General features: G+C 72.5%; 22 protein-coding genes. 9 read left to right on the top strand and 13 right to left on the bottom strand.

Translation table 11 applies throughout. The features are described 5' to 3' along the window. Window positions 1-5 precede the first annotated feature (5 nt). From ACWEOE_RS25560 to ACWEOE_RS25550, 3 genes are read right to left on the bottom strand one after another with little or no spacing between them, the layout of a single operon-like run. Window positions 6-839, bottom strand: coding sequence for an ABC transporter permease (locus ACWEOE_RS25560; protein ID WP_452013192.1), 834 nt, complete (start codon window positions 837-839; stop codon window positions 6-8). Beyond that, the gene (locus ACWEOE_RS25555; protein ID WP_452013189.1) at window positions 836-1,747 is read right to left on the bottom strand and encodes an ABC transporter ATP-binding protein; all 912 of its coding nucleotides are present in this window, start codon (window positions 1,745-1,747) and stop codon (window positions 836-838) included. Before ACWEOE_RS25555 ends, ACWEOE_RS25560 begins: the two co-directional genes overlap by 4 nt. Continuing rightward, complete coding sequence (locus ACWEOE_RS25550) at window positions 1,744-2,880, bottom strand: hypothetical protein (RefSeq protein ID WP_452013187.1); 1,137 nt, start codon at window positions 2,878-2,880, stop codon at window positions 1,744-1,746. Before ACWEOE_RS25550 ends, ACWEOE_RS25555 begins: the two co-directional genes overlap by 4 nt. 61 nt (window positions 2,881-2,941) lie before the next feature. On the opposite strand from ACWEOE_RS25550, the gene ACWEOE_RS25545 reads away from it, so the two are divergent. Next, a complete protein-coding gene (locus tag ACWEOE_RS25545; protein WP_452013185.1) occupies window positions 2,942-4,075 on the top strand; it encodes an alkaline phosphatase family protein in 1,134 nt (377 codons plus the stop codon). Window positions 4,076-4,083: 8 nt separating this feature from the next. Here the strand turns inward: ACWEOE_RS25545 and ACWEOE_RS25540 are convergent, their stop codons facing one another. Together ACWEOE_RS25540 and ACWEOE_RS25535 are read right to left on the bottom strand one after the other, a co-directional pair. Then, a complete protein-coding gene (locus tag ACWEOE_RS25540) occupies window positions 4,084-4,551 on the bottom strand; it encodes a MarR family winged helix-turn-helix transcriptional regulator (RefSeq protein WP_452013182.1) in 468 nt (155 codons plus the stop codon). Then, window positions 4,548-5,909, bottom strand: coding sequence for an MFS transporter (locus tag ACWEOE_RS25535; RefSeq protein ID WP_452013179.1), 1,362 nt, complete (start codon window positions 5,907-5,909; stop codon window positions 4,548-4,550). Before ACWEOE_RS25535 ends, ACWEOE_RS25540 begins: the two co-directional genes overlap by 4 nt. Before the next feature lie 268 nt (window positions 5,910-6,177). Here ACWEOE_RS25535 and ACWEOE_RS25530 point away from each other — a divergent pair, with 268 nt between their 5' ends. Continuing rightward, window positions 6,178-6,774, top strand: a complete 597-nt coding sequence (locus ACWEOE_RS25530; RefSeq protein WP_452013176.1) for a hypothetical protein — start codon at window positions 6,178-6,180, stop codon at window positions 6,772-6,774. A 283-nt stretch (window positions 6,775-7,057) separates the two neighbouring features. Beyond that, a complete protein-coding gene (locus ACWEOE_RS25525; protein ID WP_452013174.1) occupies window positions 7,058-7,606 on the top strand; it encodes a hypothetical protein in 549 nt (182 codons plus the stop codon). Between the two features lie 43 nt (window positions 7,607-7,649). Here the strand turns inward: ACWEOE_RS25525 and ACWEOE_RS25520 are convergent, their stop codons facing one another. Then, window positions 7,650-8,978: a M14 family zinc carboxypeptidase gene (locus ACWEOE_RS25520; protein ID WP_452013172.1), complete on the bottom strand. Its 1,329-nt coding sequence runs from the start codon at window positions 8,976-8,978 to the stop codon at window positions 7,650-7,652. Window positions 8,979-9,089: 111 nt separating this feature from the next. Beyond that, window positions 9,090-10,037: a threonine ammonia-lyase gene (locus ACWEOE_RS25515; RefSeq protein ID WP_452013170.1), complete on the bottom strand. Its 948-nt coding sequence runs from the start codon at window positions 10,035-10,037 to the stop codon at window positions 9,090-9,092. A 110-nt stretch (window positions 10,038-10,147) separates the two neighbouring features. On the opposite strand from ACWEOE_RS25515, the gene ACWEOE_RS25510 reads away from it, so the two are divergent. After that, on the top strand, window positions 10,148-11,719 hold the full coding sequence (locus ACWEOE_RS25510) for a gamma-glutamyltransferase family protein (protein ID WP_452013168.1): 1,572 nt from the start codon (window positions 10,148-10,150) through the stop codon (window positions 11,717-11,719). A gap of 62 nt (window positions 11,720-11,781) precedes the next feature. Here the strand turns inward: ACWEOE_RS25510 and ACWEOE_RS25505 are convergent, their stop codons facing one another. Beyond that, complete coding sequence (locus ACWEOE_RS25505; protein WP_452013165.1) at window positions 11,782-12,750, bottom strand: threonine/serine dehydratase; 969 nt, start codon at window positions 12,748-12,750, stop codon at window positions 11,782-11,784. Window positions 12,751-12,865: 115 nt separating this feature from the next. Here ACWEOE_RS25505 and acnA point away from each other — a divergent pair, with 115 nt between their 5' ends. From acnA to ACWEOE_RS25490, 3 genes are read left to right on the top strand one after another with little or no spacing between them, the layout of a single operon-like run. Beyond that, window positions 12,866-15,628, top strand: a complete 2,763-nt coding sequence (acnA, locus tag ACWEOE_RS25500) for an aconitate hydratase AcnA (RefSeq protein WP_452013163.1) — start codon at window positions 12,866-12,868, stop codon at window positions 15,626-15,628. Then, the gene (locus ACWEOE_RS25495) at window positions 15,621-16,337 is read left to right on the top strand and encodes an MBL fold metallo-hydrolase (RefSeq protein WP_452013161.1); all 717 of its coding nucleotides are present in this window, start codon (window positions 15,621-15,623) and stop codon (window positions 16,335-16,337) included. Before acnA ends, ACWEOE_RS25495 begins: the two co-directional genes overlap by 8 nt. 32 nt (window positions 16,338-16,369) lie before the next feature. Then, complete coding sequence (locus ACWEOE_RS25490) at window positions 16,370-18,667, top strand: aminotransferase class III-fold pyridoxal phosphate-dependent enzyme (RefSeq protein WP_452013159.1); 2,298 nt, start codon at window positions 16,370-16,372, stop codon at window positions 18,665-18,667. Window positions 18,668-18,728: 61 nt separating this feature from the next. Here ACWEOE_RS25490 and ACWEOE_RS25485 read toward each other — a convergent pair whose 3' ends face one another. The 4 genes from ACWEOE_RS25485 to ACWEOE_RS25470 form a co-directional block, all read right to left on the bottom strand. Beyond that, the gene (locus ACWEOE_RS25485) at window positions 18,729-20,192 is read right to left on the bottom strand and encodes a serine hydrolase domain-containing protein (RefSeq protein WP_452013156.1); all 1,464 of its coding nucleotides are present in this window, start codon (window positions 20,190-20,192) and stop codon (window positions 18,729-18,731) included. Window positions 20,193-20,217: 25 nt separating this feature from the next. After that, window positions 20,218-21,000: an amino acid ABC transporter ATP-binding protein gene (locus ACWEOE_RS25480; protein ID WP_452013474.1), complete on the bottom strand. Its 783-nt coding sequence runs from the start codon at window positions 20,998-21,000 to the stop codon at window positions 20,218-20,220. Between the two features lie 2 nt (window positions 21,001-21,002). Further along, window positions 21,003-21,788, bottom strand: a complete 786-nt coding sequence (locus ACWEOE_RS25475; protein WP_452013153.1) for an amino acid ABC transporter permease — start codon at window positions 21,786-21,788, stop codon at window positions 21,003-21,005. Between the two features lie 184 nt (window positions 21,789-21,972). Then, window positions 21,973-22,812, bottom strand: a complete 840-nt coding sequence (locus ACWEOE_RS25470; protein ID WP_452013150.1) for an alpha/beta hydrolase — start codon at window positions 22,810-22,812, stop codon at window positions 21,973-21,975. Between the two features lie 256 nt (window positions 22,813-23,068). Here ACWEOE_RS25470 and ACWEOE_RS25465 point away from each other — a divergent pair, with 256 nt between their 5' ends. Next, window positions 23,069-23,734: a GntR family transcriptional regulator gene (locus ACWEOE_RS25465; RefSeq protein WP_452013147.1), complete on the top strand. Its 666-nt coding sequence runs from the start codon at window positions 23,069-23,071 to the stop codon at window positions 23,732-23,734. A gap of 6 nt (window positions 23,735-23,740) precedes the next feature. On the opposite strand, the gene ACWEOE_RS25460 is transcribed toward ACWEOE_RS25465, so the two are convergent. Continuing rightward, window positions 23,741-24,646 carry a cyclase family protein gene (locus ACWEOE_RS25460; RefSeq protein WP_452013144.1) on the bottom strand — a complete coding sequence of 302 codons (906 nt, stop codon included), beginning with the start codon at window positions 24,644-24,646 and terminating at the stop codon, window positions 23,741-23,743. 101 nt (window positions 24,647-24,747) lie between these two features. Here ACWEOE_RS25460 and ACWEOE_RS25455 point away from each other — a divergent pair, with 101 nt between their 5' ends. Beyond that, window positions 24,748-25,308, top strand: coding sequence for an SGNH/GDSL hydrolase family protein (locus tag ACWEOE_RS25455; protein WP_452013141.1), 561 nt, complete (start codon window positions 24,748-24,750; stop codon window positions 25,306-25,308). Window positions 25,309-25,437 lie beyond the last annotated feature (129 nt).

The raw sequence follows: 25,437 nt of genomic DNA, 5'->3' as shown, positions 1-25,437 counted from the left end.
GGCCCTCAGCTCGTGATGTCCTTCGTCGCGAAGTTCGCCCACGCGGCACCGAAGAACACCACGATGTACCCGGCCTGCAGCAGCAGCCCGCGGTCGATGTTGTGCCACAGCACGGGATCGCGGAAGAAGTCGAGCCACGAGAGCCAGTAGTGCGTGGGCAGGTACGGCTTCACCGGCGCGGCCGCGTCGAGCGTCTCCAGCACCGAGCTCGTGATGAGCACCGCCAGCCCGCCCAGCGCCGCCCCGAGCGCGGAGTCCGCGAGCGTCGACAGGAACATCGTGATCGCGGCGAACCCCAGCATCGACAACACGATGTACGCCACGGCCCCCAGCAGCCGCAACGCGAGCGACGACGAGCTCAGCGACGTGCCCGACAACGTGACGGCCTGCGCCGCCTGGCCACCGGCGCCCGGCTGCCCGCCCGTGCCGAACAACAGGATTCCGATCACCAGCGACGTGAGCACCACGATCGCGATCGCCGCCGTCACGTACACCGCCAGCGCCACGAGCTTCGCCACCAGCAGGCGCGTCCGCCCGGCCGGGCGCGCCAGCAGGTACCGCAACGTGCCGCCCGACGCCTCGCCCGCGATCGAGTCCCCCGACACCACCGCCACCGCGATCGGCAGGAACAACGGCAGCACCAGCGCCAGCGCCGCCGCCGGGTACAGCGACCCGTCGCTCACCACCGCGGACAGGAACGCCCCGCCCTGCCCCGGCGGCGGCGCGAAGTCCGCGGTAGCCAGGAACACCGCCACGATCGCCGGCAGCAGGCACAGCAACAGCACGCTGACCCAGACGCGGGGCCGCAGGGCGAGCTTCTTCAGTTCGACGCCGATCACCCGGCACCCCCGAAGCGGTCCGAGCCGTGGCCCGTCACGTCGAGCACCACCTGCTCCAGCGTCCGGTGTTCCTCCCGCAGGTCGCTCACGCGCACGCCCGCCGTGACCAGGCGGGTGTTGAGCTCCGCGGCGTCGCCGTAGCGGACCACGAGGTGCTCGCCGTCGCGGTGTTCGAGGTGGCCGTCGAGGACGGCGGCGGCCGCGGCGGGGTCCGGGGTGCGCAGCAGGACACGGCCGGTGGCGGCGCGCAGGGTGGCGACGTCGCCGTCGAGCACGAGGCGGCCGTGGTCCACGACGCCGACGCGGGTGCAGAGCTGTTCGATCTCGGCGAGCAGGTGGCTGGACAGGAACACTGTGGTGCCGGCGCGGTTGAGGTCCAGCAGCAGCTCGCGGATCTCCTTGATGCCCTGGGGGTCGAGGCCGTTGGTGGGCTCGTCGAGGACCAGCAGGCGCGGGGCGTTGAGCAGGGCCCCGGCGAGGCCGAGGCGCTGGCGCATGCCCAGCGAGTACGCCTTGACCGGCCGCCGGTCCACGCCGGCGAGGCCCACGCGTTCCAGCGCTTCCTCGATGCGGCGCCGGCGGGTGCGCCGGGAGCCGCGGCGGCCGGTGGCGTCGAGCAGGGCGAGGTTGCGCCGGCCCGACAGGTGCGGGTAGGCGCCCGGGCCCTCGACGAGCGCGCCGACGTCGGGCAGCACGTCGGCCACGCGTTTCGGCACCGGCTGCCCGAGCACCTCGATCTCGCCGCTCGTGGCGTAGACGAGCCCGAGCAGCATCCGCACGAGCGTGGTCTTGCCGGAGCCGTTGGGACCGAGAAAGCCGTAGCGGTCGCCTTCACGCACTTCGAGATCGACGGCGTCCACCGCCAGCGTGCGGCCGTAGCGTTTGGTCAGCCCCCTCGTGACGATCATCGGCCGCTCCGGCGCAGCGTGGCCAGATCGGCCGCCGCCGCGGTGAGCACCGCCGGTGTGACGAGCCCGGCGAGCAGGTAACCGCGCCGCGAGCCCGGTGGCCGCACGATCGCCAGCGACAGCGGCGTGACCGAGAGCTGCACGGCCTGCGCTGTGGTCGTTCCGCCCGCCTTGCCCGCGGCGTCGGCGGCGCCGTCGGCGACCGCGCGCGGCACGGCGACCACGGCGAACGTCGCGAGGCCCGTGCCGTAGAGCGCGGCCCCCTGCACGCCGCCGAAGTTCGCCGTGCGCACGGGCCGGCCGCCGAGCGAGGTGGGCAGGCGGGCGCGGCCCAGCGCGCCGAGCGCCCCGGACAGGTCGGGTGCGTTGGTGATGGTGAAGCCGCTGCCCGGCACGGGTCCGGGCGCGGTCACCACCGGCGCGGTCTGCGACACGTCCTGGAACTCACTCGACAGCATCGGCGCCCGCTGCCCGCGCGCGGTCACCTCGACCCGCAGCGCCACGCCCGTCACCGGATCGGCCCACACGTCGACCCCGCCGATCGTCGTCGCCGGATCGGCCGGAACCAGGCGGAACCCGGCAGCCGGCACACCCGCGATGTTGCGCGGCGGCAGGGCGCTCACCGGGTCGGCCGGGGCCGAGCGCAGGGCCCACCGCGCCAGCTCGGGAGGCAGCAGATCCCCCGCCCGAGGCAGCCGCACGGCCGGGTCGCCGGTGAGCTGCGTGAGCATGTTCGCGCCGTAGTCCCAGGTGTACTCGCCCTCGGGCAGGTGGTAGACGTCGTGCTCGCCGGTCGTCGTCAGCACGGCCACGCGGTAGCGGTCCGGCCCGGCGTACCACGCTCGGGTGGTCGTGGTCGTGGAGAACAGGGCGGACACGTCGGCGAGGTCCGGCAGCTCGGGAATGGCCAGCGAGCCGCGGCTCTGCGCGAGCCCTTGGTACGGCTTCGCGGCCGAGGCCAGCACCAGGTCGCGCAGCCGCCCGGCGTCGGCACCCGGCCCGGCGGGCCGCAGCGCCACGACGAGCGAGGGCAGCGTCACCAGCGCGACGGCCACCACGGCGACCACCGCCCAGCGACGACCGCGCTCTGCTCGTACGACGGACACCGGCATCACCATCCCTTTGTACGCCACGAATCGACACACCTTCGTTTCTGAATCCTTACGCGGGCCCCGTCGCCCTAAGGTGAGGCGCATGCCAGATCTCGCGCGGCGGTACGCGGCGGGCACGCTCGCCGACGTCGTCCCCTCGGTCCTCGCCGGGCTCGGCGTCGCCGGCGGACGGCACACCCTCGACCTGCCCGCCACCGACCGCGTGTGCGTGCTGCTCGTCGACGGCCTGGGCTGGGCCTCGCTGCAGGAGCACGCCGACGCCGCGCCGTTCCTCTCGCGGCTGGCAGCCCGGCCGATCACCGCCGGGTTCCCCAGCACCACGGCCACGAGCGTCGCCTCGCTCGGCACCGGGCTCACGCCGGGCGAGCACGGCGTGGTCGGTTATGCGTTCGACGCCGGGCGGGACGTGCTGAACGTCCTCGGCTGGCGCCGCCACACCGGCGGCAAGCCGATCGACCTGCGCGACCGCGTCGTGCCCGAGCAGCTGCAGCCGCGGCCCACCGCGTTCGAGCGGGCGGTCGCCGCGGGCGTCGGCGTGCGCGTGGTGGGGCCCCGCGACCAGCGCGACAGCGGCCTCACCCGCGCGGCCCTGCGCGGCGGCGAGTTCCGGGGTGTGCACGCGCTCGGCGACCTCACGGCTTCGGTCGTCGAGGCGCTGGAGCGGCCCCGCAGCCTGTGCTACGCCTACCACGCCGACCTCGACCTGCTCGGGCACGTGCACGGTCCCGGCAGCACACCGTGGCTCTACCAGCTCGCCTACGTCGACCGACTCGCCGAGACCATCGCCGGCGCCCTGCCGCACGGCGCGGCGCTGGTCGTGACGGCCGACCACGGCATGGTCACCGTCGGCGAACGCGTCGACTTCGACCACGAGCCGGCGCTGCAGGCCGGCGTGCGCGCCCTCGGCGGCGAAGCCCGCGCCCGCCACGTCTACGCCGTCGAGGGCGCCGCGCCCGACGTGCTCGCGGCGTGGCGCGAAACGCTCGGCGACCGCGCCTGGGTGCTCGGGCGGAAAGAGGCCGTCGACGCGGGCTGGTTCGGGCCTCGTGTCGCCGGCGCGGTGCTCCCCCGCATCGGCGACGTCGTGGTCGCGGCCCGCGGCACGGGCGCGGTCGTGCGCACCGAGGGCGAACCCCGGCTGAGCCGGATGACGGGCCAGCACGGTTCGGTGACCGACGAGGAAATCCTGGTGCCGCTGGCGATCGCCCGCGGTTGAACCGTCCGTTAGGGACGGTCGGTGGCCGACGTGCCGCTCTCCGCGAGCTGGTCGATGGCGCCCACGAGCTCGCCCAGCGCCGGCACCGCCGAGGCGATCAGGTGCCGCCAGGCCGGGTGCAGCCGCTCGAGGGCCGCGGCGAGGATCTCGGCGTTGTGGTGCTTGTAGCGGTCCACGGCCGCGCGGCCGCTGTCGGTCAGTTCGAGCTCGACGGTCCGGCGGTCCTCGCTGCCGCTGGTGCGCGTGACGAGGTCCCGCGCCCGCAGCCCGGTGACCATGGTCGTGACGGAGTTCGGCGCGAGCTTGAGCAGCTGGGCGACGCGGCTGGGGCGCGCACCGGGGTTCTCGGCCAGGCACGAGAGCAGTTCGAGCTGCGCCACCGACAGCGTGTTGTCCGGGTCGGCGGTGCGCGCGGCGCGGCGCATGGCGCGCCGCAGCCGGGCGACCACGTCGGCGAGGTTCGGTTCGGGCGTCATGCGCGGCGAGGGGCGGCGAGTCCGCTGACCGCGGCGAGCACCGCCGCGCCGGCCAGCACGACGAGCGCGAGCGAGCGGCCGCCGGTGCCCCCGGCGTGCAGGCACAGCGTCACCAGGGCCACGCCCAGCGCGGTACCGAGTCCGCGGGCCATGTTCACCAGACCTCCTCCGGTGGCCGACATCCGGGTGGGGATGGCGCCCATGACAGCCGAGTTGTTCGCCGGGATGAACACTCCCAGACCGAGCCCGGCCGCGAACAGCGACACGCCTGTTTCCCACGGACCGGACACCCCCGCGAGCACCGCACACGCGAGGGCGGCCACGATCGCGCCGGCACCGATGCGCGCGCGGGACCCGAGCCGGGTGGGCAGGACGCGGTCGGCGGCCACCGCGGCCACGGCGAACCCCGCGGGCAGGCTCGTGAGCACCGCCCCCGTCGCGCCGTGCGCGCCCAGGACCTGCGGCAGCAACGCCAGCGGCCCGAACAGCACGAGGTAACCGCACAGCGCCCCGACCAGGCCGAGCGACACGACCGGCGGGCGCAGCACCGAGAGCCGCAGGAGGGGGCTCGCCGCCGAGTTCTCCCGCAGCACGAAGGCGCCGGCCGCCGCCACCCCCACGGCGAACAGCGCCGGCACGGCCCAGCCGGGCAGCGCGAGTCCCGACAGGCCCGAGATCGCCAGCAGCAGCGCGGTCGACGCGGTGGCCAGCAGCGCGACGCCCGCGCCGTCGAAACGGCCGAGCGGCGTGCGCTCCCGGGTGCGCGGCAGCAGGTACCGGCCGGCGATCAGGCCCAGCACGCCGACCGGCGCGTTGACCAGGAACACCCACCGCCAGCCCGCGGTGTCCACGAGCAGCCCGCCGACAGCCGGCCCGAGCGCGAGGCCCAGCGCCTGCGCGGCGGCCTGCACACCCAGCGCCGCGCGCATCTTTTCGCGGCGCACGCTGCCCACCACCAGCGCGACGCTGTTGGCCTGCAGCATCGCCGCGCCGAGCGCCTGCACCACGCGGAAGATCACGAGCGACGTCAGCGTCGGCGCCAGCCCGCACGCGACCGAGGCCAGGGTGAACACGGCGAACCCGTAGCCATACGTCAGCTTGCGGCCGTAGGCGTCGGCCAGCCGGCCCACCGCGGCGAGCAGCCCGACCAGCGTCAGCAGGTAGCCCAGCGACACCCACTGCACGGCCGCCAGCGGCTCGCCGAACTCCCGCTGCAGCGCCGGGAACGTGAGCGTGACGATGCTCGCGTCCAGCTGGCCCATGAACGCGCCGAAGCACACCGCGCCGACCGCGAACCAGCCCGCGAACCGGTGCTCGCGCACCACCCGCGGCCGCGGCCGCTCCACCAGCACCGCCACCAGGCCCCCTCTCCTGCGCCACCATTTCGTTCTCACACAGAACTACTTCAGCATCAACTCCGCCAGTCCAGCGCGACCAACACCACAAACTTGTTTCGGATCCCGAGCTATAAAGCAACTCACCAGCGAGATCGCGTCAAAGGCGATCTCGCACGCCCCGCCGGAGGCGGGGCCAAAGGCACCGCGTCGCAGATTGAGACAGTCAGCGAGGTGTTGGTGCGGTGTGATGGGAGCGACACTTTCGCCGGCAGGACAGGAGCGTCCCGGGATGTCCCAACCCACGGCACCGGTCAAGAACGCGCGCCAGCTCAGGACTCCGCTGGCGCTCGCGCTGGCCGACCTCGCGGCGATCTTCGACGATCTGCAGTTCACGCTGCGCTGTTGCGAGCGCCTGGTCCTCGAGCTCGAACGCGGCGAGGCGCAACGCGACCCTGTGCTGATCGAAGCGCTGTGGGTCTCGGCCCTGAACTCCTACGCCCGCTGCTTCCGCCCCGGCGAACGCGGCATGGGCCTGACCGAGGCCGATCTCAAGGCGACCGGCGTCGAGGGTGAGGTCGTGGAGTGGCACGGGCTGTTGCGCAAGATCCGCAAGCACCTGGTGCTGGGTGAGGCCAACCCCCGTGAGGTCTACTCGATCGGGGCGACGCAGGCCGCCGACGGGAGCCCGGAGGGCATCGTGATCACCTCGGCGATCAACCCGGTGGTCGACGACCTGACCGTGCGTCAGACCGGCCGACTCGCCTTCGAGCTGAGCCGCCTGCTCGACGAGCGGATCAAGGAGCACCAGAAGAAGGTGTTCGCCGCCGTGGAGGAGCTGCCGAAGGGCAAGCTCGACGAGCTGCCGGACATCGAGATCACCGGCTGAACCACCGCGTGACACCCGGGCCGGAAACGCACGGCCCATCGGGCACTCCCCCAAGAGAAACGGGCACACCACCCCGGTCGCGCGTGCGGCGCGGCGGGCCCGCGCGATGACCTGGACGTGGGTGCGGGTGCGCGAGCCTTCCCTCGCGCACCCGCGCCCTTGCCCAGCGGCCGGCTTCAGCGGACGCTTCGCCGCTGCGTCACGGCTTGGTCACGCCCGCAACGCGCGCGCCGCACCGCCGTCTTCCCCCGTGACAGCAAGCGAATCTGGGGGGAACGATCACATGACGCGCGCGCCCATGTTCAGAGCCGCGCTCGCCACCGCGTCCGTGTCGGCCGTGGTGCTCGCCCCCGCCTGCTCGGCCGCGCCCGACGCGCCGCCCGCGGTGTCGGCGCCGCTGCCCACCTCCGTGGCCCCGACTGCGACGCGGGCCGTGGTGACGCCGCCCTCCCGGTCGCCCTCGTCGCCGCGCAAGCCCGCCGAGGTGGCGAACGCGGGCCTGAAGTTCCCGGGCAAAACCCGGCAAGTGCGGTTCACGAGCTACGCCCGGGCGAGCGGCTTCGCGGAGTTCCACCTGGTCACGGTCGAGTCGACGGGCGGCGCCCCGCACGTGGTCGACGTGCCGGGCCTGCACCGGCTGCGGCTCACCCCGACGGCGACGATCGAGGCGAACGACCCGCAGGGGTTCCCGTTCGAGACCTGTCCGCCGGACGAGTACTCGACCGGGATCGAGCTGGAGTCCGTGCTCGGCCACTACGGAACGGGGTTGATCGCGCACGCCGCCGTGAACGCCGACGACCTGATCACCGACATCCACGAATCGGCGTACTGACCGGCCGCGGGTGCCCGGACCGCTCGCCCGGGCACCCGCGGACCTACTGCCGGTACGGCGCGGCGGCCGCCTGCGCGGCGGTGATGAAGGCGCCCTTGTTCTTCGGCCAGAAGGTGCTGTCCACACAGGAGTACTGGGGCAGGAACCCGCCGCAGGTGCCGCTGGAGGCGCCCACTTCGAAGGTGAAGCTGGCGACGCCGAGGGCCCCGTAGGTGAAGTCGTCGGTGGTGCCGCTCGTGTCGTAGCCGACGGTTTCGCGGTTGGTGCCCACGAGGTACCCGTTGGCCGCGGTGAACTTGGCGCCGAGCTTGCGGTACTGCGCGTCGTTGGGTGAGGTGGCCTGGGTGAAGCCCCACGGGATCACGATGTCGTTGCCGTAGCTGTGCAGCGTGATCATCGTGCCCCGGGCGGTCGTGGGTGCCGGGTCGTTGTTGCCGGTGCCGCGCTGCACCGGGTAGATCGCGCGGAAGAACTTCTCCAGCGCCTGGGTTTCCGGCTCCGAACCCGCGCTCACGCCCTGGTAGGTCTCGGCGCACGGCGAGTTCGAGTCGCCACCCCACTCGAAGCTGGAGTTGCGGTTCACGTCGATGCCGACGTCGGTGCCGGTGCAGCCGCCGCGGGAGTTGTCGGCGTTCTTGCGCTGCAGCTTGGGTGAATTGCCGCCCGAGGCCACGATGTCCACGCCGTCCGGGTTGGCGATCGGGATCACCCAGACCTCCGTGGTGTCCAGAATGGACTTCGCGGTCGCGTCGCTCGCGTAGCCGTTCGTGAGGTAGTCGATCCAGCGCCAGGCGAGCTCGCCGGTGGAGAGCTCACGCGCGTGGACCTGGGCCATCAGCACGAACTTCGGTTTGGCCGAGGTCGTGGACAGCGTGCAGTCGCCGGCTTGTTTCTTGCTGAGGCAGATGGCTTTCAGGTCGTGCCCGCCCTGGCCCTTGGTCTTCTTCCACGACGGGCCGAGGGAGTACACGGTCGCGAGATCCGGGTGCGCCGATGCCACCTGGGTCAGGTGTGCCTCCTGCGCGGCGACCGTGCGGTAGCCGCCGTAGAAGGTGTCCCCCGCGACGCGGGCGGCGGTCGCGGCCGCGTCCTTGTAGACGGTGTCGAAGTACGACGGCCGGTACCCCAGCGTGCGCAACCGCTGCGCCACAGCCTGGTCACCGACGACGTACGCGGCTTCGCGGTCGGACTCGGCGACGTCGAACCCGGCCCGGGCGAGCCCGGCCACCTGGCCCGCCGCCACCGGCACCCGCCAGAACACCGGTGCGCCGGCCCCGGGTTCCGGCGTGGCGGTCGCGGTGCCGCTCGCCAAGCCCGCCACCAGCACTCCGACCGCCGCCAGCGCGGCCTTCCACGACGACCTGACCTTCATCGGGGCTCCTCACGGTGCGTCGGGGGACGGACCGACGGTGACCGTCCCGCGACGCACAGTGTGGCGGGCCGCGACAAATCCGGCACACCCACGAAAGTCGGATCTCCCGGCTCACCCCTCCGTGAGGAGGGTGGCGAGCAGGTCCGCGGCGATGTTGCGTCCTGACACCACGAGCACGATCGGCCGGTCTAGCGGCACCAGGCCCGCACGCAGTGCCGCCAGCGCCGCCGCCGACGAGCCTTCCGCCACCAGCCCGGCCGACAGGGCGAACTCGCGGACCGACCGGCGGATCGCGGGCTCGTCGACGTCGACCAGCTCGACGCCGGCCGCACGCACGATGTCCGGTGTGATCGTGCCCGGTTCGAGGTTGCCGACCAGCCCGTCGGCGATCGTGTCCCCCACCGGCACGGTCACGACGCGGCCCGCCGCGACGGCCGCGGACACGGCGTGGCACGCGGCGGATTCGACCCCGATCACACGGACGTCCTGCTTCGCCCGCTGGGCACCCAGGGCCGTGCCGGCGAGGAGCCCGCCCGCACCCGTGGGCACGACGATCGTGAAGTCCTCGTCGAAAACCTCGGCGACCTCGGCCTCGAGTGTGCTCTGGCCCGCGATCACGTGCGGGTCGTTGTAGGCGGACACGAACTTCATCCCGCCGGCCGCGAGCTCCAGCGCCCGCGCCTCCGCGCCGTCGTAACCGCCCGCGGCGAGCACGAGGTCGACCGGATACGTGCGCAGGGCCGCGATCTTCGCCGGCGAGCCGTCTTCGGGAACGACCACAGTGGACTGCGCGTCGAGCAGCCGTGACGCGTGCGCGATGCCGAGCGCGTGGTTGCCGGCCGAGGCCGTGACCACCGGGGTGCCGTCGGCGGCGTACGCGGTGAGGGCGGCGACGCCCCCACGGACCTTGAACGAGCCGGTGGGCTGCGCGCCCTCGTACTTGAGGTACACCGGCACGTCGAGGCCGGCGGCGGCGAACGGCAGCAGCGGCGTCGGCACGAGGTGACGCGCCACCGTTTCCCGGGCCTGGTCGAGGAGGTCGTCGGCGATCAGGGGCATGGTTCTCCTTCTGCGAGGACCGGTCGATTCTGAAGTATTCAATACAACTGGTGACACTTCTGTCGTGGCTGCTACGGTAGTCGCACCGTACCCGCGAAGAGGGAGCCGCCTTGTCCCCGATCACCGGTGCCCTCGCCTCGCCCCACGCCCTGGCCACGCGCGCCGGTGAGCAGGCCTTCCGCGCGGGCGGCAACGCGATCGACGCGGCTCTCGCCGCCGCGACCGCGCTGACCGTCGTCTACCCGCACAACACCGCGCTCGGCGGTGACCTCGTGGCCCTCGTGCGGACACCCGACGGCTCGATCACCTGCGTGAACGCCACCGGCACGGCGCCGGCGGCCCGCGACCGCACCGCACTGAGCGCCCGCCACGGCGACCGGCTGCCGGAACGCGGGCCCGACACCGTCACCGTGCCGGGCGCCGTACGCGGCTGGGCAGCGTTGCGCGGACACGGCGCCGCCCTCGGCTGGGCCGCGCAGTTCGAGGCCGCGATCGCGTACGCGGCCGAGGGCGTCCCGGTCGCGCGCTCGCTCGCCGCCGCCTTCGTGACCGACCGCGCGCTGCTCGAAGCCGACGCCGGGTCGCGCGTGGTGTTCGCACCACGCGGCGAGTTCCTCCGCGAAGGCGACCTGCTCGTTCAGCCGAATCTGGCGCGCTCCCTCGGCGCGCTCGCGGCGGGCGGGCCCGACGAGTTCTACACCGGCGCCACGGGCACGGCGCTGGCGCGCGGCCTGCAGGACCTCGGCTGTCCCCTCACCACCGGCGACCTCGCCGGGTACACCGTCCGCGAAACGGCCGCGATTTCCGCGCCATTGGGCGGTTTCCGCGTGCACACCAGCCCGCCCAACACCCAGGGCTTCGCGCTGCTGCGGACCGTGCGGGCGCTCACCGAGCTGGGGTTCGCCGCGGCGCCGTGGACGGTCCCGGCCTCGGTCCTGGGCCGCCTGTTCCACGACGGCACCCGCGTGCGCGACACCCTGCTGGCCGATCCGGCGTTCGCCGACGAGGACGTGGACAACAACGGCTTCGCCGAACTCCTCGCGCAGCTGCGGGATCCCGGTCCCCGTGCGGCCATCGCCGTCGCCGCGCCGTCGGTGCCGCGCGGGGACACCGTGGGTGTGGCGGCGGCCGATTCGGCGGGTTACGCCGTGTCGATCATCCAGAGCGTGTTCGACAGCTTCGGCGCCGGGTTGCTGGAGCCGGAAACCGGCGTCATCGTGCAGAACCGCGGCACGAGCTTCTCCCTCGATCCCCGCTCCCCCAACGTGATCGAGCCCGGCAAGCGGCCCCGGCACACGCTGATGCCCGTGCTGGTCACCCACGCCGACGGCCGCGTCCGCTGGGTGAACTCGACGATGGGCGGACACGGCCAGCCGCAGATCCACGCGCAGGTGCTGCTGCGGCTGCTCGCGGGCGACTCGCCGGCCGCGGCTGTGAGCGCGCCGCGCTGGTTGGTCGGCGCACGGGCCGCGGGCCAGGACTCCGACACCGTGCACCACGAGGCCGACCTCGCGGCGGCGACCGTGGTGGACCTCGCCGCCGACGGCTTCCCGCTGCGCGAGGTGCCCGCGCGCACGGAGTTTCTGGGCCACACCAACGTGGTCGCGCTCGCCGCGGACGGCACCTTCACCGCCGGCAGCGACCCGCGGTCCGACGGGTCCGCCGCCGTGGTCCCGGCGTGACCGGCCGTCTGCGGCCAGGTTGAAGGGTGGCGAGCCGCGTCCGGCCCGCCACCCGGCGCGGCTCACTCCTGCGCGAGAGCCATCGCGCCCAGGAAGGTGTCGAGCGCCACGTTCCGTCCACAGAGGACTACCGCGACCTTCTTCCCCCGGTACTGCTCGGCCGTGCGGATCAACCCGGCCACCGCGACACCGGCCGCGCCTTCGACGATCCAGCGCTCGCCCTCGGCAATCTTCCGCATGGCGCGGGCGATCTCGGGCTCGGTGACCGTGACCGTGTCGGCCACGACCTCCTGGCAGATCGGGAACGTGACCGAGCCCGGCTCGACCGCGCCGGCCGAACCGTCGGACAGCGTGGGGAACTCCGGGGTCTCGATGATCCGGCCGGCCTTCAGCGAGTCGAGCAGGCACGTGGAGTTCTCCGGCCAGACGCCGACCACCTTCGTCGCGGGGCTCAGCTGTTTCAACGCCGTGCCGGTGCCGCCGATCAGGCCGCCGCCCCCGGTGCAGATGAACACCGCGTCGAGGTCCGGCGCCTGCTCGGCCAATTCGACGCCGAGCGTGCCCTGACCCGCGACGGTGTCGAGATCGTTGTAGGGCGCCACGTACGGTTTGCCGAGCCGCTCGGACTGCCGGCGTGCCTCCTGCTCGGCGTCGAGCGCACCACCCTCGACCACCACGAGCTCGGCGCCCATCGCCTCGATCGCGGCCATCTTCGCCGGCGTGGTGTACGAGGCCACGTACACCGTGACCGCGACGCCGGCGAGGTTTCCGGCGCGGGCCACGCCCTGGCCGTGGTTGCCGGTCGACGCGGTGATCACGCCGGTCTTCTTCGCGCTTTCACCGAGCACGCGGATCTTGTTGGCCGAACCGCGGACCTTGAACGAACCGGTGGGCATGAGGTGCTCGGTCTTGAGCCACACCTCACAGCCGAGCTCGGCCGACAACAGCCGGCTGCGCTCGAGCGCGCTCACCGGCACCTGCGGGCGGATGCCCTGGTGCGCGTCGAGAATGCGGTCGAAGAGGGTGGGCACGCTGGGCTCCTCGGGGCGACGGTGGTTCGGGGGCCCGGCCGCGGCCGCGGCGCCGGGGCCTCTGGTCTCACTTCCGGGCTTATTATAGCCTATAAGCTGTAGTGGAAGGAGCACCTTGAGCACAGCGTCCCAACCGAGCACAGCGTCCGAACCGGCCGACAGCTTCGGCAGCCTCGCCCACCTCGACCTCGCCGGCGAGAAGTACCGCGTGCACCGCCTCGACGCCGTGCCCGGCTCCGAGCGGCTGCCCCTGAGCCACAAGATCCTGCTCGAGAACCTGCTGCGGCACGAAGACGGCCACACCGTCACCGCCGAGCACATCACGGCTCTCGTGCGCGGTGGCTCCGATGCGGCCCACGACGTCGTCGCCTTCTCGCCTTCGCGGGTGTTCCTGCACGACACCAACGGCGTGCCCGTACTCACGGACCTGGCGGCCCTGCGCGACGCCGTCGCGGCCTCGGGCGGTGACCCGCGCAGCGTGCGCCCGCGGATCCCCAGCCACCTCACCGTGGACCACTCCGTGGCCACGGAAGTTTCGGGCCGCGCCGACGCGCTGCGCCGCAACGTCGAGATCGAGTACACCCGCAACGCCGAGCGCTACCGCTTCCTCAAGTGGGGCGAGACGCTCGACGGCGTGCACGTGGTGCCGCCCGGCACCGGGATCATGCACCAGATCAACCTCGAGTACCTGGCGAGCGTGGTCGAGCGGCGCGAAGGCTGGGCGTTCCCCGACACCTGCGCGGGCACCGATTCGCACACCACGATGGTCAACGCGCTCGGCGTGCTGGCGTGGGGCGTCGGCGGGGTCGAGGCGGAGGTGGCGCTGCTCGGCCAGCCGCTGAGCATGCTCGTGCCGCCGGTGGTCGGCGTCGAGCTCACGGGCGAGCTCGGCCCCGGCGTCACGGCGACCGACCTCGTGCTCACGGTCGTGGAAACGCTGCGCGCCCACGGCGTGGTCGGGAAGTTCGTGGAGTTCACCGGGGAAGCGGTGGCCCGGATCCCGCTCGCCCACCGCGCGACGATCTCGAACATGTGCCCCGAGTTCGGTGCCACGGCGGCGATGTTCCCCCTCGACGCCGCAACGATCGGCTACCTGCGCCTCACCGGCCGCACGTCCGACCACGTCGCTTCGGTGGAGACCTACGCGAAGGAACAGGGCCTCTGGCACGATCCGGCGGCCGGATTGCGTTACGACGAACGCCTGCGGATCGACCTCTCCACTGTGACGGCTTCACTGGCCGGCCCCCGCCGGCCCCAGGACCGCGTCCCGCTCGCCGCCGTGCCCGCCAACGCGACGGCGGCGGTCGAGCACGTGCGCGCCGCGCGTGCCGAAGAGGCGACCCACGAGCGAGATCGCTCCGGAAGCCGGCTCAAAGACGATCTCGCACGCCCCGCCGGAGGCGGGGCCAAACAACACAGCGATCGCGCAGTCGACCCCGGCGAAGCCGCGGCCGACGGAGCGATCGCGATCGCGGCCATCACGTCGTGCACCAATACGTCCAACCCGCACGTGATGGTGGCCGCGGGTCTGCTGGCGCGCAACGCTCGCGCGCGCGGCCTCACCGTGAAGCCGTGGGTGAAAACGAGTCTGGCGCCCGGGTCGAAGACGGTCACCGAATACCTGACGCGCGCCGGGCTCAGCGAGCCGCTCGACGAGCTCGGGTTCCAGCTCGTCGGCTACGGCTGCATGACGTGCATCGGCAACTCCGGGCCGCTGCTCCCGAGTGCCGCCGAAGCGGTCGCCAAGCGCGGTGCGGTCGTGGCCTCCGTGTTGTCGGGCAACCGGAACTTCGACGGCCGCATCAACAACGACGTCTCACTCAACTACCTCGCCTCTCCCCCGCTGGTGGTCGCGTACGCGCTCGCCGGGTCGGTCAAGCACGACCTGACCACCGAGCCCCTGGGCGTCGACACCGACGGCAACCCTGTGCTGCTCGCGGACCTGTGGCCGGACGACTCGGAGATCGACGAGGTCGTCCGCGCGCACCTCACGCCCGAGCTGTTCCGCGCCGCCTACACCGACGTGTTCGGCGGCGACGAGCACTGGGCGGGCGTGCCCGCGTCCGACGGCCACCACTTCGCGTGGGAACCGGACTCGACCTACCTGCGCCGCCCGCCGTTCCTCGACGGCGTGACCGGGACCGTCGAGCCGGCGCGGGACGTGACGGGCGCGCGGACGCTGTTGCTGCTGGGCGACTCCGTGACGACCGACCACATCAGCCCCGCCGGCCGCATCCCCGCGTCGAGCAGTGCCGGGCGCTACCTCACGGAGCTGGGCGAGACCGACCTCAACACCTACGCCTCGCGCCGCGGCAACTTCGAGGTGATGGTGCGCGGCGGCTTCGCCAACCCGCGGCTGCCGAACCGGCTCGCCCCCGGCGCGGGCGGCGGCGTGACCCCCGATTTCACGCGGGACGGTGCGCTGGTGCCGATCTACGAGGCTTCGCAGTCCTACGCCACGGCCGGCGTGCCGCTGATCGTGATCGCCGGGCGCGAGTACGGCACGGGGTCCTCGCGCGACTGGGCGGCGAAGACGACCGCACTGCTGAAGGTGAAAGCCGTGCTGGCGCAGTCGTTCGAGCGCATCCACCGGGCCAACCTCGTGGCGCTGGGCGTGCTGCCGCTGCAGTTCCTCGACGGCGAGAGCGCGGAAACGTTCGCGCTCGACGGCACGGAGGAGTTCGACCTCGCCGGAGTCGAGGACGTGGTGCGGGATCCCGCGCGGCCGCTGACCGTGCGCGTGCGTCCGGCGGACCGGCCGGCCTTCGAGTTCGCCGTGCGCGCCCGGCTCGACACCCCGAGGGAGGCCGCGTACTACGAGAACGGCGGGGTGTTGCCCTACGTGCACCGGCTGATCCTGCGAGGTGAGCTTGACTGATCCCGCGCCGGTCGTCGAACCGCTGCTGTTCGGGTACGGGCTCTCGTCCGAGCAGGGCAGCATCGGGTTCTGCGGCGTCTACCTCGTGCAGACGCCGCGGCGGCGCATCCTGTTCGACTGCGGGCACGCGGGCCGCCGCCGCGCGCTGCACCGGGCGCTGGCACGCCACGGCCTCGGCGTGCGGGACGTCGACACGCTCGTGCTGTCCCACGCGCACTACGACCACGTGCAGAACGCCGATCTCTTCGGCCACGCCGCGGTGTTCCTGCACCCGGCCGAACGCGAGCACGCGCCCGGCGACCCGGTCAGTCCCCCGTGGACGGACGCGATCTTCGCCGGCCTGACGCTGGACGAGGGAGCCGACGGACTCGCACTGGCGCCTGGCGTCACGATCACCGGGCTGCCCGGCCACACCGCGGGTTCGCTCGGCCTCACCGTCGAAACCACCGACGGCACGGCCGTGCTCACCGGCGATGCCGTGCCCTCCTCGCGCGCCCTGCGCGCCGGCCGGCCCACCACCGCGGCCGACGAGCACAGGGCCGCCGCGTCGATCGAGCTCGTGCGCACGCGGGCCGACGTCGTGTACCCCGGCCACGACCGGCCGTTCACGATCGAGGCCGGGCTGCCCGGCCGGTACCTGTTCCCGCGCGCGGATCTGCACCTGCTCGCACCCGATCCCCTGACCGACGACCCGCCCGCGCCGTCCTGAGGCGCGGGCCTCCGGAAAGGAACCTCCCCAGCATGACCACCGCCACCGGCATCTTCGCCGAGCCGGCACCGAAGTTCTCCCCCGAGGGCCTGCACGCCGTGCTCGGCGAGCACTGGGCGCTCACCGAGCCGATCCTGAAGCCGCTCGACAGCGAACGCGACCTCAACGTGCTCGTCGACGGCCGGTTCGTGCTCAAGATCTCCAACCCGGCCGAGCAGGCCGAGGTGGTGGAGATGGAGACCCTCGCGCTGGAACACGTGCACGCCGCCGACCCCGAGCTGCCGGTGCCCGAGACCGTCCCCACCACGGCGGGCGAGTCCGTCGCGCACCCGCGCGACGACGCCGGGCGCGAATGCCTCGCACGGCTGATCACGCTGCTGCCCGGTTCACCGCTCGAGGGCGGGCCGCTGGACCTCGCCCTGGCCGAGCAGGTGGGCGCGGTCGCGGCGCGCGTTTCCGTGGCGCTGCAAGGGTTCTTCCACCCCCGCGCCGGCCGCACGCTGATGTGGGACATCCGGCGGATGCCGGAGGTGCTCGCCGCGGCGGGCCTCGCGACCGGACGCCTCGGCGAGCTCGCCGAGCGGGTCGCCCCGGCGCTGGCGGCCACGGCCACGCTCCCGGCGGGTGTGCAGCACGCCGACGTGACCCTCACCAACGTGCTGGCCTCGCGCGGCGGCGTCACCGGCGTGATCGACTTCGGTGACATGCACCACACGGCCGCCGTGGCCGACCTCGCCGTGACGCTGACTTCGGTGCTGCGCCTCAGCGGCGGTGACGACGGCCGGTTGTGGCGCCTCACCGACGCGGTGCTGCGCGGATACCAGCGCCACCGCGCGCTGTCCCCGGCCGAGGTCGCGGTGCTGGGCGAGCTGGTGATCGCGCGGCTGCTCACCACCCTCGCGGTGTCGGCGACCCGGCGCGGGCCGCACGCCGACAACCACCGCTACATCACGCAGTACGACACCAACAGCGAGCAGGCGCTGGATCTGCTCTCGGCGTTGTCCGTGCGCGAGCTGGCCGATCGGCTGGCGCGCCTGGCGGGCACGCGGGACCTCACGGCCGCGATCGCGCCCGACCACCTCGCCACGCGGCGCGCACAGGCCATGGGCGGGCGGCTCGCCCCGCTGTTCTACCGGCGGCCCTTGGAGATCGTGGGCGGTGAAGGGCCGTGGCTGCACGCCCGCGACGGCGCGCGCTACCTCGACGCGTACAACAACGTCGCGGTCGTCGGCCACACGCACCCCGCCGTGACCCGGGCGGTGGGCTTGCAGCTGGGGCGGCTCAACACGCATTCGCGCTACCTGCACTCCGCCATCGTGGAGCTGTCCGAACGCATCCTCGCGACCATGCCGGCCCCGCTCGACACGGTGCTGTTCACCACGTCGGGGACCGAGGCCAACGAGCTGGCCTGGCGGCTGGCCACCGAGTACACCGGCGGCAGCGCGGCCGTGATCGCGGAGCACGCCTACCACGGCGCGTCGAAGTGGATGGCCGACCTGAGCTCCAACGAGTGGCCCGCGGGTTACCGGCCGGCGCACGTCGCGACGTTCGAAGCACCCCGCGGACCGGCGACCGGGCTCACGGAAACCGTTGCGGCCGAACGGATCCACCGCGCCGACGAGAAGCTGCGCGCCGCGGGCGAGCGGCCGGCGCTGGTTCTGGCCGACTCGCAGTTCACCTCCGAGGGCATCCTCGACGTGCCCGGTGCGTTCATGGCGGGTCTGCTCTCCGGCGCCCACGCGGCGGGCGCGCTGTACCTCGCCGACGAGGTCCAGTCCGGCTACGGCCGCAGCGGCCCGCAGCTGTGGCGCTTCCTGCTCGCCGGCGTGACGCCCGATCTCGTCACGCTGGGCAAGCCGATGGGCGCGGGTTACCCGATCGGCGCCGTCGTGACCCGGCGCGAGATCGCGGACGCGCTCGCGAGCGGGTACGAGTACTTCTCCACGTTCGCCGCCACCCCGGCGGCCGCCGCGGCCGGGCACGCCGTGCTCGACGTCCTCGAGCTCACCGACCTCCCGGCCCGCGCCGCCGCGACGGGCGAGAACCTCCGGGCGGGGCTGGGCGCCCTGGCCGCGGAAGAACCGCTCCTCGGCGACGTGCGCGGGGTCGGGCTGCTCGCGGGAGTCGACGTGCTGGCCACCGGCGCCTCGACCTCGCGCGAGGTCGCTCGCGCGCTCCTGTCGGAGCTCGTCGGCCAGGGTGTGCTCGCCGGCTCCACCGGCCCGCGCGGCGATGTCCTCAAGGTGCGCCCGCCGCTGGTCTGGGAGGACGAGCACGTCAGCTTGTTCCTCGAACGCCTCCGGCGGGCGCTGGCCGCGCTGCGGCCCTGACGGAAACCGGCCGTGGGATCCGCCGCCGAGGCGGCAGGCCCCACGGCCGGGAGGGTGCGCACTACTTCCGCAGCTCGCCCCGGGCCGACGGCAGCGTCGTCGGGCCCGAGTTGACGTTCGTGGCGTGCTCGACGGTCACCCCGGTGTCGTCGAAGGACAGCGTGAGCCGGTCGATGAACGGCGACTCCAGGAAGTGCCACGTGAGGCCCACGGCGTCGGCCGAGCGCCACTCGGCGCCGGCGAGCACGGCGGCGGTCGGGTCCTGGTAGGAGTGGTGCAGGCGCCACACGCTCACGCCGGTGTCCTGCCGGATCCAGGTGCCCACGCCGTGGTCGATCGGGTGGTGGCCCAGCTCGTCCTCGACGTCCACGTGCACTCGATCGTCGCGGACCTCGACCGCCAGGGAGACCAGGCCCTGCTCGTTGGGGGCGAAGTCGTAGGTCGCGGTGAAGCCCGCACGATGCGCCGTCGCGTTCGGGGTTTCCGGCTCGCGCGCGCGGTCCACCCACGCGGCGAGGGCGTCCACTTCGGACTGTTCCCGCGCCGGGTTCGTGAAGGCTGCGGTGAACGCGGACCGCAGCAGGCCCGGCAGGTCGTGGTAGCTGCCGTCGCCCATGGCACCGGTGATCACGACGACACCGCCGTGGCGCGGGAAAACCATGCACTCCTGACCGAAGATGCCCGACGCGCTGTAGATCCCGGCCGCGGTGGTCCAGAACTGGTAGCCGTAGCCCTCTTCCGTGACGACGCCGGGCGCGGGCGGCACGAGCTCCTTGCCGTTCCACTGCCCGCTGATCGCGCGGCGCACGTGCAGCGCCGAAGCCTTCTGCACCCACCCCGCCGGCAGCACACGAGCGCCTTCCCACACGCCGTCCTGCAGATGCAGCACACCGAACTTCAGCAGGTCGCGCGGGCGCAGCGAAAGACCGTTGCCGCCACTCGACACGCCTTCGGGGTCACGCTCCCACGTGTAGTCGCCGATCCCCAGCGGGGCGAACAGGCGCGGGCGCAGGTACTCGTCGACGGGTTGGCCGACCACCTCCTGCACGATGGCCGACAGGACGTGGCTCGTGGTGCTGCTGTAGGTGAAGTTGCGCCCCGGCAGCTCGACGACCGGTTCCTCGAGGAACTCCCCGACCCAGCCCGTGCGGCGCAGGCGGGTCGTGGCGCCCGACAGCCCGCGCGCGTGGCCCGTGGACATCGTGAGCAGGTCGCGCACGCGCATGCGGCTGAAGTTCTCGCTCGCCGGCGCGGGCAGCCGGTCGGCGAAGAACCCGACGACCGGGTCGTCGAGCGAGAGCAAGCCCTCGGCCTCGGCGAACGCGACGGCCGCGGCCGTGAAGCTCTTCGTGGCCGAGTGGATCTTGTGCCGCAGCTCGGGTTCGTGCGGCCACTGCCACAGGTCGAGCAGCGTCCGGCCGTGGCGGTGCACGAGCAGGGAGTGCACGCGCATGCCGCGCGAGGCCAGGGTTTCCAGCAGTGCGTGGACCGGGGCCGGGTCGAAGTCGGGGTTGGCGTTGCTCATGCTCACCGTTCTCGTGCGGAACTTGTTACAGGACTTGCGAAAGGAACGACTTCAGCCGCGGCGTGCGCGGGTCGGTCAGCAACTCGCGGGCCGGGCCCTCCTCCGCGATCACGCCGCTGTCGACGAACAGCACGCGGTCGGCGACCTCACGCGCGAAGTTCATCTCGTGCGTCACCACCATCATGGTCATCCCGGACGCCGTCGCGAGGTCGCGCATCACGTCGAGCACGCCCTTCACGAGTTCGGGGTCGAGCGCGGAGGTCGCCTCGTCGAACAGCATGATGTCGGGCTCCATGGCCAGCGACCGCGCGATCGCCACGCGCTGCTGTTGCCCACCCGAAAGGTGCGAGGGCCGTGCGGACGCGAGCGCCCGCAGGCCGACCTTGTCCAGCTGCGCCAGCGCCCGCTCGCGCGCTTCCTCGCGCGACATCTTGCGCACGCGCCGCAGTGCCAGGGCGATGTTGTCGACCGCGCTCTTGTGCTGGAACAGGTTGAAGTGCTGGAAGACCATGCCGGTGCGCGAGCGCACGGCGTTGAGGTCCACCTTGGGGTCGGTGATCGTCCGCCCGTGCAGCCGGATCGTGCCCGAAGTCGGCGGCGACAGGAGGTTCACGCACCGCAGCAGGGTCGACTTGCCGGAGCCCGAGGCACCGATGAGGCACACGGTCTCGCCGCGCGCGACCGTCGCGGACACGCCCTTGAGCACCTCGACGAGGCCGAAGGACTTGCGCAGGTCGAGCAGCTCGATCGCCGGGACGTCGGTCTCCGCGTCGGCTGAACGCTCGGGGACGGTCGTGACCTCGTCCATCCTCATGCCCCCGCTTCGAATCCGGTCGCACCGACGGGGACCAGCGGCTGTGGTGTCTCGGCGGGCCCGCCACCGCCCCCGCCGCTCGCCGGGCGGCGGCCTTCGCGCAGCCGCTTGTCGAACCAGTTCACCAGGTGCGTCAGCGGCACCGTGAACACGATGTACACCAGGCCCGCCGCCACGAACGACGACGAGTTGTACGAAATGGACTGAGCCTGCTGCGCGATGAAGTACAGCTCACGCTCCCCCACGGCCAACCCGAGCAGGTACACCAGCGAACTCTCCTTCACGGCCACGATGAACTGGTTCGCCAGCGCCGGCAGCACGTTGCGGATGCCCTGGGGCACCACCACGAGCAGCTGCGTGCTCAGGTGGCTCATGCCGAGGCTGCGCCCGGCCTCCGTCTGCCCCGGCGGCACGCTCTGGATGCCGGAGCGGAAGATCTCGGCGATGTAGGCCGCGTTGATCAGGCCCACGGCGAGGATCGCGTACCCCATCGGCGACTGGCCGAACAAGCGCACGCCCGCCGACGGCAGCCCGATGCCGATGAGGCTCACCGTGACGATGGCCGGGAGACCGCGGAACACGTCGACGTACACGCGAGCCGGCAGCCGCAGCCACCAGCGCGTGGAGATGAGCAGCAGCGCCAGCAGGAGGCCGACCACCAGTCCCAGCACCAGCGCGAGCGACGCGATGATCAGCGTGTTGCGCAGGCCCTCCCCGAGCAGCGAGGGCAGCACGGCGAGGATCTGGTGGAGGTCGAAGAAGGAATGCAGGAAATCGCCCATGGGAGCAGGTGTCCTTACCTCGGGCCGGCCGCGGACCGCCCGCAGGGCTCGCGGACCCCGGGCTCCCGGGATCGGCGACGGGTTCGGTGACCGACCGGCCGGCTATTCGCCTTATAGACTATATTTTGGCGTGGCGCTCACGGTAGCAGGTTCGACAAGATAGTCAACGGATGAAGTGCGCGCTTCAGACGGTGCGCCGGGCAGCCAACAGGCCGCCGAAGAAGTGCTGGACCACGGGGATCACCGCGCTGCCCTGGTGCGCCACCCCGGGCACCACGTCGAACCGCACGGGGATCCCGTTGCGCTCGAAGCTGTCGCGCAGCACCTCGATGCGCTCGACCCGTGTGCGGCCCGTCTTCTCGACCCCGTCCATCCAGTTCGGACCGCCCGCGTTGTTGATCTCCCAGGTCTCCACGTCGGCGGAGCCCACGACCATCTGCACCGGCACGCGGCGCAGGGCCGCCAGGTCGACATCGAACCCGAACTTCTCGCGGAAGCCCCCGGTGCCGAGCCACCACGGCAGCGAGTCGTCGAGCTGGGTGATGCGCCCCGGGGCGCCGATCGAGATCCCGGCCAGCCGGTCCGGGTGGGCGTAGCAGAACCGGTGCGCGAACTGCCCGCCACCGGAGAACCCGTGCAGGTAGAAGGTCTCGGTCTCGGTGTTGAACTCCTCACCGACCTCCTCGACCATGTGCAGCAGCTCCTCGTCGAAGCGGATCCCTTCGTACTCGAGGAACTTGAAGCTGTGCAGCTCACGCCGCCGGCCGATGCCGGCCGGGAACAGCGGCGCGAGGATCACACAGCGGTGCAGGGTCGCGAAGTCGGCCCACTGGTTGCGGTAGAGCTCGGCCGAGCGGCCGGTGCCGTGCTGCACCACGACCACCGGCAGCGGTGCGGCGTCCGGGGTGTGGTCCTTGGGCACGAACAGGCCGTAGGACAGGCGCTGGTCGTGCCCGGAGGCGAAGAACGGGGTCGCGCCGACGAAGTGGGCCCCTTGTGAATCGGGTTCGGTGGTGGCGGTCATGGCGGCCGGGCTCCTCGGAGTTCAGGGGCACGGGACGTACCCAAGTGGACTAAGCACGCGGAAGATATAGGCTATAGACGAATACACCCACTCAGTAGCCCTGTGTGAAGCGACAAGTCGGGCCGGGAGGACACCGGTGGCCGGCCGATCCGGGACGACAGAATGCAGGCCGCAGGCCACAGCCTGCCCGCCACGCGGACGCCGACACCGCTATCCTTGCGGTCCCCTTTGTCCGCGCTGAGAGATTGCCAAGCCGATGACCAACCCCCGCCCAGCCCTCACGAAGAACGCGTACGTCTACGAGGAGCTGCGCCGGCGCATCCTGGCCGGCGAGCTGATCCCGGGCCAGTCCATCTCCCAGGAACAGCTGGCGGCCGAGCTGGGCGTGAGCACCACTCCCCTGCGCGAAGCGCTGCGCCGGCTCGACGCCGAAGGTCTCGTGACGATCGACGCGCACCGCGACGCGCGGGTGAGCCGGCTCAACGCCGAGGAGGCCCGCAGCCTGTTCGAGGTCCGCGAACGCCTCGACCCGCTGGCCACCAAGCTCGCCGCCACACGGCGGACCGACGCCGACATCGCGGCGATCGAGGCCGCGCTCAAGGACCTCGAGCCGCTGAGCACGTCCACCGGCTTCGAGTCGCTGCTCGTGCACCGCGCGTTCCACCGCAGCATCTACACGGCATCGCACAACCCGCTGCTGATGACGCTGCTCGAAGGACTGTGGGACAAGGCCGACCGCTACCGCCTGATCGGTCTGCAGTCCAAACCGGACTCCCCGCAGGACCAGGAACGCGTGCGGCGAGAGCACATCGAGATCGCGCGGGCCGTGATCGCGGGCGACGCGCGCACGGCCGAGCGGACCATGAAAAAGCACGTGCTCGGCAGTCTCGGCCGCCGGGCGATCGCCGCGCTGGAGGCCTGAGCGCGCTCACAGCAGCGCCAGCGGGTTGACCGGCGAACCCGTCCCGCCCTCGACCACGAGCGGCGCCACCAGGAAGAGGAACTCGTGACGGCCTTCCTCGGCACACACGGCGGCCAGCGGTTCGAGCGCGCAGTTGTCCACCACGGCCAGGCCGTAGGCGAAGATCGCGCCGTGCACGGTCCACGGCACTCCCCCGTCGTTCGGGGCGCGGTCGAGCATGTCCCAGGCCAGCACCGCACAGTCGTGGTCACGCAGGAACTCCAGGCACGAAACGTGCAGGCCAGGCCGGGTTTCCTCGGTGCCCCACGGCGGGTTCGCGCGGTCCCACGCGTCGCGGCCGCAGTGCACGACCAGCGCGTCGCCGGGACCGACGGTCACGTCCTGGGCCTTCGCGATCTCCGCGAGCTCCTCGCCGGTCACCGGGTCCTCGAGCGACACGAACGGCTCGCCGCGGAAGGCGGGCACGTCGAGCAGCACCCCGCGGGTGACGATGCCTTCGCGCCAGTGGTCCACCGAACCCCAGCGGCTGCCGCGCGAGGTCAGCTCCGCATCGGGGTCGCGGCCCTGCCACAGACCACGCTCGTCCCACACGTGGCACAGCGCGTCGACGTGGGTGGCGGCCACGCCGTGGTACTCGATGCCGTAGTAGTCGCCCGAGATCCCGCCGGTGCCCCGCGGGGTTTTGGTCGTGTAGTGCGAAGCCGGGCGCGGGTTGTCCACGTCGGGCCGGGTCGGGAACGCCCGGGACAGCGACACCGTGCGGCCCGCGCGCACGAGCCGCGCCGCCTCGGCCTTCTTGGCGGCCGTGATCAGGTTGACCGTGCCGAGCTGGTCGCGCGGACCCCAGCGGCCCCAGTTGCTGCGGCCGTGGAGCTGCCGCTCCACTTCGGCGCGGGTCCAGTCACGCGCCACCGCTCCACCTCTTCCGGTTCGCTTCCAGGTGTTGGTATTTTCTAAGCGACAAGTACCAGAAAGTCAACCACGAGAGTCCACCAGGAGGAAGGCGGCAGCCGGTGCGCAAGATCGTCCTGTTCGGCGACAGCATGCTGGGCCGGTTCACCAAACCCCGCATCGACCAGCTCGAGGAAGAAGCCGGCGACGTGCTCGTGTTCAACTGCGCCGCGGGCGGCTGGAAGAGCGACGACGGGGCGCGGCGCGCGGCCACGATCGCGAAAACCGAGCCCGACGTCGTGGTGTTGTCCTTCGGCGCCAACGACTGCGCACCCGACCGGCTCGTGGAGCTCGGCGCGTACACGAAGAACCTGCGCGTGATCGCCGACGCCTTCGCCCCGGCCACGTTGATCGGTTTCCTGCCGCCCTCGATCGAGGAGATCGACGGCATCGGCCGGCGCGGCCGCACGAACGCCGTGCTCGACACCTACCGCCAGGCGCTGCGCGAGGTCGTGTCGGCCCCGAATGCCGTGGACACCGACGCCTCGATCGCCCCGCTGATCGCCGCCGGCGAACCGGTGCACGAGGACGGCCTGCACCTCACCGGCGCCGCCTACCGGCTCGTGATCTCCGCGCTCGCCCAGCGGATCGCGGCGCTTCCGAACCTCTCCGATCTGCACTGATCCACCGGCGGGCGAGCCCGTGAAGCCGGAACTACAAGTCGTTGACCGCCTGAAGTTCTATAGCCTATAGTTCCGCCCCATCGTCAGCGCTCCCCCACTTTTCCCTGCCAGGACTGGCGAAGGAGACCC

This window comes from Amycolatopsis sp. NPDC004368 (assembly GCF_053602515.1).
This window is presented reverse-complemented; position numbering and strand designations above follow the sequence as displayed.

What these genes read in the sequence shown, in the direction of transcription:
- ACWEOE_RS25545 (WP_452013185.1), top strand. Translation starts at nt 2,942, where the DNA reads ATGCCAGATCTCGCGCGGCGGTACGCGGCGGGCACGCTCGCCGACGTC.
- ACWEOE_RS25465 (WP_452013147.1), top strand. Translation starts at nt 23,069, where the DNA reads ATGACCAACCCCCGCCCAGCCCTCACGAAGAACGCGTACGTCTACGAG.
- ACWEOE_RS25515 (WP_452013170.1), bottom strand. Translation starts at nt 10,037, where the DNA reads ATGCCCCTGATCGCCGACGACCTCCTCGACCAGGCCCGGGAAACGGTG.
- ACWEOE_RS25520 (WP_452013172.1), bottom strand. Translation starts at nt 8,978, where the DNA reads ATGAAGGTCAGGTCGTCGTGGAAGGCCGCGCTGGCGGCGGTCGGAGTG.
- ACWEOE_RS25530 (WP_452013176.1), top strand. Translation starts at nt 6,178, where the DNA reads ATGTCCCAACCCACGGCACCGGTCAAGAACGCGCGCCAGCTCAGGACT.
- ACWEOE_RS25470 (WP_452013150.1), bottom strand. Translation starts at nt 22,812, where the DNA reads ATGACCGCCACCACCGAACCCGATTCACAAGGGGCCCACTTCGTCGGC.
- ACWEOE_RS25525 (WP_452013174.1), top strand. Translation starts at nt 7,058, where the DNA reads ATGACGCGCGCGCCCATGTTCAGAGCCGCGCTCGCCACCGCGTCCGTG.
- ACWEOE_RS25485 (WP_452013156.1), bottom strand. Translation starts at nt 20,192, where the DNA reads ATGAGCAACGCCAACCCCGACTTCGACCCGGCCCCGGTCCACGCACTG.
- ACWEOE_RS25555 (WP_452013189.1), bottom strand. Translation starts at nt 1,747, where the DNA reads ATGATCGTCACGAGGGGGCTGACCAAACGCTACGGCCGCACGCTGGCG.
- ACWEOE_RS25480 (WP_452013474.1), bottom strand. Translation starts at nt 21,000, where the DNA reads ATGGACGAGGTCACGACCGTCCCCGAGCGTTCAGCCGACGCGGAGACC.
- ACWEOE_RS25490 (WP_452013159.1), top strand. Translation starts at nt 16,370, where the DNA reads ATGACCACCGCCACCGGCATCTTCGCCGAGCCGGCACCGAAGTTCTCC.
- ACWEOE_RS25540 (WP_452013182.1), bottom strand. Translation starts at nt 4,551, where the DNA reads ATGACGCCCGAACCGAACCTCGCCGACGTGGTCGCCCGGCTGCGGCGC.
- ACWEOE_RS25475 (WP_452013153.1), bottom strand. Translation starts at nt 21,788, where the DNA reads ATGGGCGATTTCCTGCATTCCTTCTTCGACCTCCACCAGATCCTCGCC.